Below are 7,248 nucleotides of genomic sequence, written 5' to 3'. Positions count from 1 at the left end.
CGGCGCCATCCCGTAGGGTCCGCTGTGCGGACCTTACGCGCTGCTGGCCGCAACGATGATCGAGGCTGCGGCTGAAGCCCCTCCCACCGGGTCCCGACCTGAGGTTTGCGGGGTCAGTCCGCCTTGGGCCGGATGGCCTTCCTGGCCTTCGCCTGCATGGGCCGTTGCAGGTTCAGCGCCAGCAACCGGCGAAGAATCTCCTCGTCCGGCAACTGCGCGGTGTAGTCCGTCCATTCGTAGGCCGCCGCCACTGCCGCATCGAGCGCCTGGTGGGCGTAGTTGAGCCAGGCCGGCGGTTTGTTGTAGAGGTTGGTGAGGGTCCGCGTCTTCAGCTCGGCCTCATGCCCAGGCGCGGGGATGATCCGGTCCGGATAGCCGGGCACCACCTCGGGGACCCGCTCAATCCACTCCTTGGGATTCAACCAGCTTTCGCGACGCGCGTTCAGGCTGTAAGCGGCTTCGGCAATCCTGGCGGCAACCGCGCGCCGGTCGGCCGCCACGGTGGGCAGGACCGCGCCCGACGCCAGGGCCTCGGTCGGCCCCTTGGTGTCTGCCGGGGTCAGGCCATCGGGGAAGGGGAAGGTTCGGAATGTGCTTGATGAGGTGTAGCGCGGACGATTTTCCAGGCTTGTGCCCATCTTGAGAGCCCAGACTCTATGCGGCCGGGAGTGCAGCACGCCAAACGTCGCGTCGTCCTCACGCACGATGGCCACGAGATTCTTGTCAGGAATCGTCGCAGCGTTGAGCCAGACGAAAACGCGGTGCTTCGAGACTTCTGGCGTGGCGATATACCGACTGACGAGGGATAAGGCAGCGCGTAAACCGGGGGCTGGTTCATTGAATTGCCACCAGTAACGTTTCCGACGCTCGCGGGCGACCCCTTGTCGTGCCGGAAATACGCAAACGCGGACGTGCTCAAAGGGTGCCTCGTAAAGGCTGGCATCCGCCTCGTCCATGTCGGCGAAATCGATGATCCAGTTATCCAGGTGTCGGCGCGTTACATCAAGCCCGTTGAGCCACGGCTTGAGGACGTCGGAAGTCGGCTTTCCGTGAATGTTTGGCAGCACGAGCCAGCCGCGTGCCGTTACCCCAGGGATATCGAAGGCCCCACCTTTTGTCGGACCCTGGATGGCCGCTCGCAGGTTTTCGGACAGCACTCTCGCACCAGTTAGGTCGTTCTCGTGCTCCGCGGTTGAACCTGATAGGTCGGCGTAGATGGCTGGGATGGGGTTTCCGTCAAGCACAATGGGTCGCTCGGCGGCAGTCGCAGCAAAGGCCACCAGCGACACCCGCACCGCCGCCCCCTCATTGACCCAAGGCTCATCCGACCAGGCGTTGAAGATGGCGCCGGTCTCGACGATGCGGTCCAGGACCTTGCGGTTCGCCCCGCCGCGAATGCTGTTGGTGGCGACCAGCCCCGCGCAGCGCGTCTTGCCCGCGGCAATCTGCGCCCGCGCCTTCTCGAACCAGTAGGTCACCAGGTCGGCGCCGCCCGGTACCCGGCCATCGTAGCGCTTGCGCAGCCGTGTCACATACGCCGTGCCCAAGCCGCCGAGCATTTTCTTATCACCGAGAAACGGCGGATTCCCCACGATCACATCGGCCGTCGGCCATGCGGCCTCGGTGCCGTCCGGATTGATCAGGGCGTCCCGATGCTCAATCGCGTCGAGCGGCTTGAGGATGGGGTTTTCGCTGTGCTGGTAGCCGTTGCGCCGACACCATTGAATGTCGCCGATCCACACCGTGACGCGCGCCAGTTCGGCGGCGAATTCGTTGATCTCCAGCCCCAGGATATTATGCGGTCCGGTCTGCAGGAACTCATCGGTGGTCGGGATGCCAAGGTCCCTGGCCTCCACCTGGACGCGCTTCTCCAGGTCGCGCAGCGCCTTGAGGGCCAGGTAGAGGAAGTTCCCGGACCCGCACGCGGGGTCCAGCACCCGGAATTCATAGAGTCTAAGCAGAAATCCTTGATAGGCATCGCGGGCCTTACGCGTTGGCCCCTTTTTGCCTTGCCCCGCCTCAATGACGGCCTTGGCCGTTTCCCACTCCCGCAGCAGGGGTTGGGTGATCACCGGATCGATCAGCTTGCCGATCGTGTCGACATCGGTGTAGTGGGCGCCCAGGGGTGCGCGGGCAGCCGGGTCGAGTCCGCGCTCGAACAGGGTCCCGAAGATGGTGGGGTCGATCGCCCGCCAGTCCATGTCGCGCGCGGCGCAATGCAATTCAGCCAGGTCTGTCGGCAGCAGCGGGGGGATGTCGATGGTATTGAAGAGCCCGCCGTTGAACCAGGCGATGTCATGGTCGCCATATTCGCCATGCGGGCTTTGCATCGCCAGGAACAGCGTACCCAGACGCTTGGCGGCCTTCCCGGTATCGCTTTGCGCATTCTTCAGCAGATCGGCGAAGAGGTTGCCCGGCAGCAGCCGCTCGTCCTCGGCGAAGAGACAGAACAGGCACTGCACCAGGAAATGGGCCACGCGCTGCCAATCCTCGCCCCGCTTGCGCATGGTTTCGGCGAGGTTGGCGAACTTGGTCGCGGCCTCCTTGGTGATGGCTTGGCAGGACTTGGTGGGCTTGAGTTTCTCGGGATCGGTGAAGACCCAGCGCAGAATCTCGCGCTGCGCCGGGTCGCCCAGGTCATCGATGCGGATTTCGCGGGGTTCGTCGGGGTAGCCGGTAAAGGCGGTATGGATGATGATCCGTTCGCGGTCGGCAACGACCAGCAGCGGCGGGCTCTCCAGATTCAGGGCATAGTCCGTGAGCTGCTTGAGCGCGCCGTTCAGGTCACGGCCGGGCTTCTTGTTTTCCCAGCCGAAATGCCCCCGCTTCCAGACATCCGCCCAGCCCTCGCCGCCGCCGGATTTCCTGGCGCCGCGCTCGAAGCAGTAGTTGTCGGCATCCCGGGGCTTGGGGACATCGAGCAGGTCGCACAGGTCGCTGAACCACTGTTGGGCGCCGGCCCGTTCGGTCAGCGGGTTGTCCTTCCAAGCGGCGATGAACTCGTCGGGTGTCATTCGGTCCTGTCTCCTGTGTTGCCGTATCCGGCGCCGGAACATCCCTCGCGTCGGCCTCGATCCTCGTTCCGGCCGAGATCTCGTAGGGTGCGCCGCGCGCACCCGTGCCACCGCGACGCCATTGCGTCCCTGCGCAAGGTGCGCGCGGCGTACCCTACGCCGGGCGCCGCCGCAACGACGATCAAGGCCCACACGTGGGGTTCCTACCCATTCGGCCGGGCATAGCGCCGCCAAGGCTAACGGTCATGGCGCCCGCGCCACCCCGGCAGATGAAAGTCATGCCGATCGCTGGCGAGCGAGCCTGCGTAGTCAGGGTTTCCAGCCCTGACTGTTCCAGCCTGGCCAGGCCAGGATGGCCTGGCTACACAGGGGACTTTCACGGTAAAGTCTTGGACTCCGGGCCGCCGCGGGCTTACCGCGGGGTGCCGCCGCCGAGCATGGTAAAAACCTGGAGGAAGCCATTGGCGACGCCGGCGCCCAAGCGGTCGGCGAAGCTCTCGAACAGGTCCTTCTTCTTCGTATAGTTGACCAGGGTCTCGGCGCCGATCACCTCGCGGGCGACTAAGCTTGCACTGCCCAGGCCGTCCACCAGGCCCAGGGTGAGCGCCTGGTCGCCGTTCCAGAAGAGGCCGCTGAAGAGTTCATCGCCGCCCTTGAGGCGGTCGCCGCGGCCGGTCTTGACCGCGGTGATGAATTGCTGGTGCAGTTGGTCGAGTACCGTCTGGATGAATTGTCGCTGGGCCTCGGGGAGTGGTGAGAAGGGGTCGAGGATGCCCTTGTTGGCGCCGGACGCCAGCAGGCGCCGTTCGACGCCTAAGTCCTTCATGGCCTCGACGAAGCCGAAGGCGTCGATACGCACGCCGATGGAGCCCACCAGGCTCGCCTTATCGGCGTAAATCTTGTCGGCGGCGACCGCGACGTAATAGGCGCCGGAGGCGCAGAGGTCCACGGCCACGGCATAGACCGGCAGGTCATGGCCCTTGTCCTTTTTGTATTTCTCCTTGAGCCGGCGGACCTCGTCATTGATATAGCCGGATTGGACCGGGCTGCCGCCGGGGCTGTTGATACGCAGGATGACGCCCTTGACGCGCGGTGCCTCGAAGGCGTCGCGCAGGGCCGAGATCACCCGGTCGGCGCTCGCCTCGCTATCGGCTGAGATGACCCCCTTCACCTGGACCAGCGCGGTATGGTCCTGGCCGGCCTTGAGCCCCTCCCAGGCACTGCGCGACAGGGCCACCGCCAGGATGCCGACGAGATAGAGCAGGATCAGGAGCTTGAAGATGTTGCCCCAGCGCCGGCCGCGACGCTGGTCGCCCAGGTATTCCAGGGCCACGCGGTTGATCAGGGCGCGCTCCCAGTCCGGGTCGCCGGGGGCGGGCATGGGCTCGGTGCGGCGCTGCCAGAATTTCCAGTTCATCATTCTTTCTCGGGTGAAGGGCTGAAAGGCTCGGATTTCGCCTGATATAGCGAGCTGGCAGGGCGTTCCACCCTATTCTGCGTTTCGCGTCAGCCCCGAAGGGGCGTGACATACCAGCCCAGGGCAACGCCCTGGGTATGAGTGTGAGATAACGGAGCCTAGCCCTGAAGGGGCGTGACATAAGGATCGACGCCGTTATGTCACGCCCTTTCAGGGCTAAGCCGAGTGAACGACGTCATCCCAGGGCGTTGCCCTGGGCTGGTATGTTCGACCCCGTTGGGGTCGGTACGCAACATAAAGATGGAACAGGATGCCAGGCCCCGCCCGCCTGACGCGGCCAATCCGGGGCTCCTGGTCCGCGCAGCGGACCCTACGGGGCGCAACCAATCGTAGGGTCCGCTATGCGGACCGAGCGCCGCCGTATCCTTGGGTTCTGCTCAAGCAACCCAAGCCCCACCCGTCTGCCGCAGCCACTGCGGAATGGCGGCGAGCGAGTCCAGACAGGCCAGCGGGTGCAACGCGCGCAGCCGCTCGGGTGCGTGGACCCCGTAACAGACCGCCAGGGCGCCGGCACCGGCATTCGCGGCCATCTGCAGGTCGTATTCGGTGTCGCCGATCATCAGGGTGCGGGCGGGCGCAACGCCCAGCTCGTCCATGATCTCCAGCAACATTTGGGGGTGCGGCTTGGAAAAACCCTCGTCGGCACAGCGGGTGGCCTGAAAATGCCCGGCAAGCCCGGTCTCCGCCAGGGACAGGTCGAGCCCGCGGCGGCTCTTGCCGGTGGCCACGGCGAGCAGATAGCCCGCGGCGCGCAACTGCTCCAGGGTCTCCCGGGCCCCCGCAAAGAGTGCCGAGGGGGTGGTGTTGCCGCCCAGGAAGTGCCGCCGGTAGTGGTCGGCGACCAGTTGTCGCTGCGCCGCAGCGGCCGCGGGCCACAGGCGCGCCATGGCCTCGTCCAGCCCCAGTCCGATGATGTCGGCGGCGGCCTCCCGACTGGGCACGGGTTGGCCGACCTCGACGAAGGCGGCCTGGAGGCAGTCGACGATACGTGCCTGCGAGTCCATCAGGGTGCCGTCCCAGTCGAAGACGATGAGTGAAAAGGTCATCCCGGCCCGCCCCCGCCCGGTTGCGCACCGGGGTCGCCCGCCGCCAGGCGCGTCAGCACCTGTTCCAACTCGGCCGGCAGCGGCGACTCCACCCGCAGCGGCGCGTCCATGTACTCGGCGCGCACGCCGAGCACACTGGCGTGCAGGAACAGTCGGCCGAGCCCCAGGGCCTTGAGGCGGCGATTGGCCTCGAAGTCGCCGTACTTGGGGTCCCCCGCGAGTGGCGTCCCCAGGTGGGCGGCATGGACGCGGATCTGGTGGGTGCGCCCGGTGAGCAGGCGCGCCTCCACCAGCGTCGCCCACCCCGCGCCACCGTCGGCCCCGGCCAGCGGCAGCCGGCGCAGGCGGCGAAACTGCGTCCGCGCCTCCTTACCGGCGACGCGGTCCACCTTGACCACCCGCTCGCCGCCCTGGTCGAGGTTCTTGGTCAGGGGGGCGTCCACCGTCACCTCGGCGTCGGCCAAGTCGCCCAGGATCAGGGCCAGATAGCGCTTGTCCATGGCGCCGGCGCGGATCAGCCGGTGCAGTTCGCGCAGCGTGCTGCGGCGCTTGCTGATCGCCAGACACCCGGAGGTGTCGCGGTCCAGCCGATGCACCAGTTCCAGTTCCGCCCCGGGGCGCAGTTGCCGCAGTGACTCGATCAGCCCATAGGACAGGCCGCTGCCGCCGTGCACGGCGAGCCCAGAGGGCTTGTCGATGACCAGCAGGCGCTCGTCCTCGAACAGGATGGCCGCGGCGAGGCGCTCCAATTGGCTGTCCGGGGCCCGCACCGGGGCCTCGGGCGTGGGGGTGCGCAGGGGCGGAATCCGCACCAGGTCGCCGGTCTTGAGCCGGTAGTCGGCTTGTATCCGGCCCTTGTTGACACGGACCTCGCCGCGGCGCAGTACCCGGTAGAGGTGGCTGCGCGGGACACCCTTCAAGTGACGCAGCAGGAAGTTGTCGATGCGCTGACCCGCCGATTCCGGGTCGACACAGACCACGACCACGGCGGGGACACGCTCGAGCAGGGTCGGCGGGGCGGCGGCGACCGGGGCCTTGACCGGCGCCGGACGACGCGCAACGGCGCCCTTGGCGGGGCGGGGATCCGGCTCTTTGCGCGAGCCGGGACCCGAGCGGGGATAGAAACGGGACTGACGTGGGTTCAACGGACTCGCACCCGGTCCCGCGGCTTCATTGCTGGCATAAGGATTCACTGTTAGTATTCGGCGCTTGCGCTGGCGAGCGAAAGACGCAAGAACGTTTTCGTCAGCGGTGCGCGCAGCCCTGAGGCCCCGTGCGCGCCGCGTCGGCGCCGGTCGCCGGACGAGCCCGGCGGGCCAAGGTTTAAGAAGGTTCAAGATGGCGGTTCGAGAGGCCGGCTCCCAATGGGCCGGTGTCGGTGCAGTCCGCGGGTCGACGTGGATTCTACACCCTAGACCGCCCGGCGCGCCCCGCGGCGCAAAGCACGCTCATGGTCGACCCCAGACACCGCTTTAACGGCGGGACGCCGCCCAGACCGGGGGCGCCCCAAATAAACGCGGTCACGCCTCGAGGCGCGACCCTAAACACGTAGAAATCGGACGCGCATGTCCTAACCCCGGTGCGGCCCGCGATCATCGCGGCCCGCCGGTGAGAGACCGGACCCGGCCGCGCGCCGCCGCCCTTGCGGCGGCGGCACCCGGCCCCGCGGCGGCTGACGGCCCCCGCGTGCCGCCGGGGCCGGCCACCGGCG

4 protein-coding genes are annotated in these 7,248 nt (G+C 67.1%); all 4 read right to left on the bottom strand.

What is annotated here, in order from left to right:
• Positions 1 to 113 precede the first annotated feature (113 nt).
• The 4 genes from QZY48_RS03465 to QZY48_RS03450 all read right to left on the bottom strand — a co-directional run bounded on the left by QZY48_RS03465 (position 114) and on the right by QZY48_RS03450 (position 6,544).
• The gene (locus QZY48_RS03465; protein WP_295427759.1) at positions 114 to 3,014 is read right to left on the bottom strand and encodes a DNA methyltransferase; all 2,901 of its coding nucleotides are present in this window, start codon (positions 3,012 to 3,014) and stop codon (positions 114 to 116) included.
• A gap of 412 nt (positions 3,015 to 3,426) precedes the next feature.
• Positions 3,427 to 4,431, bottom strand: coding sequence for a S49 family peptidase (locus QZY48_RS03460; RefSeq protein WP_295427756.1), 1,005 nt, complete (start codon positions 4,429 to 4,431; stop codon positions 3,427 to 3,429).
• Between the two features lie 437 nt (positions 4,432 to 4,868).
• A complete protein-coding gene (locus QZY48_RS03455) occupies positions 4,869 to 5,537 on the bottom strand; it encodes an HAD-IA family hydrolase (RefSeq protein WP_295427754.1) in 669 nt (222 codons plus the stop codon).
• The gene (locus QZY48_RS03450) at positions 5,534 to 6,544 is read right to left on the bottom strand and encodes an RluA family pseudouridine synthase (protein WP_295427762.1); all 1,011 of its coding nucleotides are present in this window, start codon (positions 6,542 to 6,544) and stop codon (positions 5,534 to 5,536) included. Before QZY48_RS03450 ends, QZY48_RS03455 begins: the two co-directional genes overlap by 4 nt.
• Positions 6,545 to 7,248: the final 704 nt, after the last annotated feature.

Source organism: uncultured Thiodictyon sp. (assembly GCF_903828115.1).
Lineage (GTDB): Bacteria > Pseudomonadota > Gammaproteobacteria > Chromatiales > Chromatiaceae > Thiodictyon.
Note: the sequence above shows the minus strand (reverse complement) of the source record. Positions and strands in the feature narration are given on the sequence as shown.

Excerpts from the sequence above, each read along its gene's own strand:
- QZY48_RS03465 (WP_295427759.1), bottom strand. The coding sequence starts at position 3,014 with ATGACACCCGACGAGTTCATCGCCGCTTGGAAGGACAACCCGCTGACC.
- QZY48_RS03460 (WP_295427756.1), bottom strand. The coding sequence starts at position 4,431 with ATGAACTGGAAATTCTGGCAGCGCCGCACCGAGCCCATGCCCGCCCCC.
- QZY48_RS03455 (WP_295427754.1), bottom strand. The coding sequence starts at position 5,537 with ATGACCTTTTCACTCATCGTCTTCGACTGGGACGGCACCCTGATGGAC.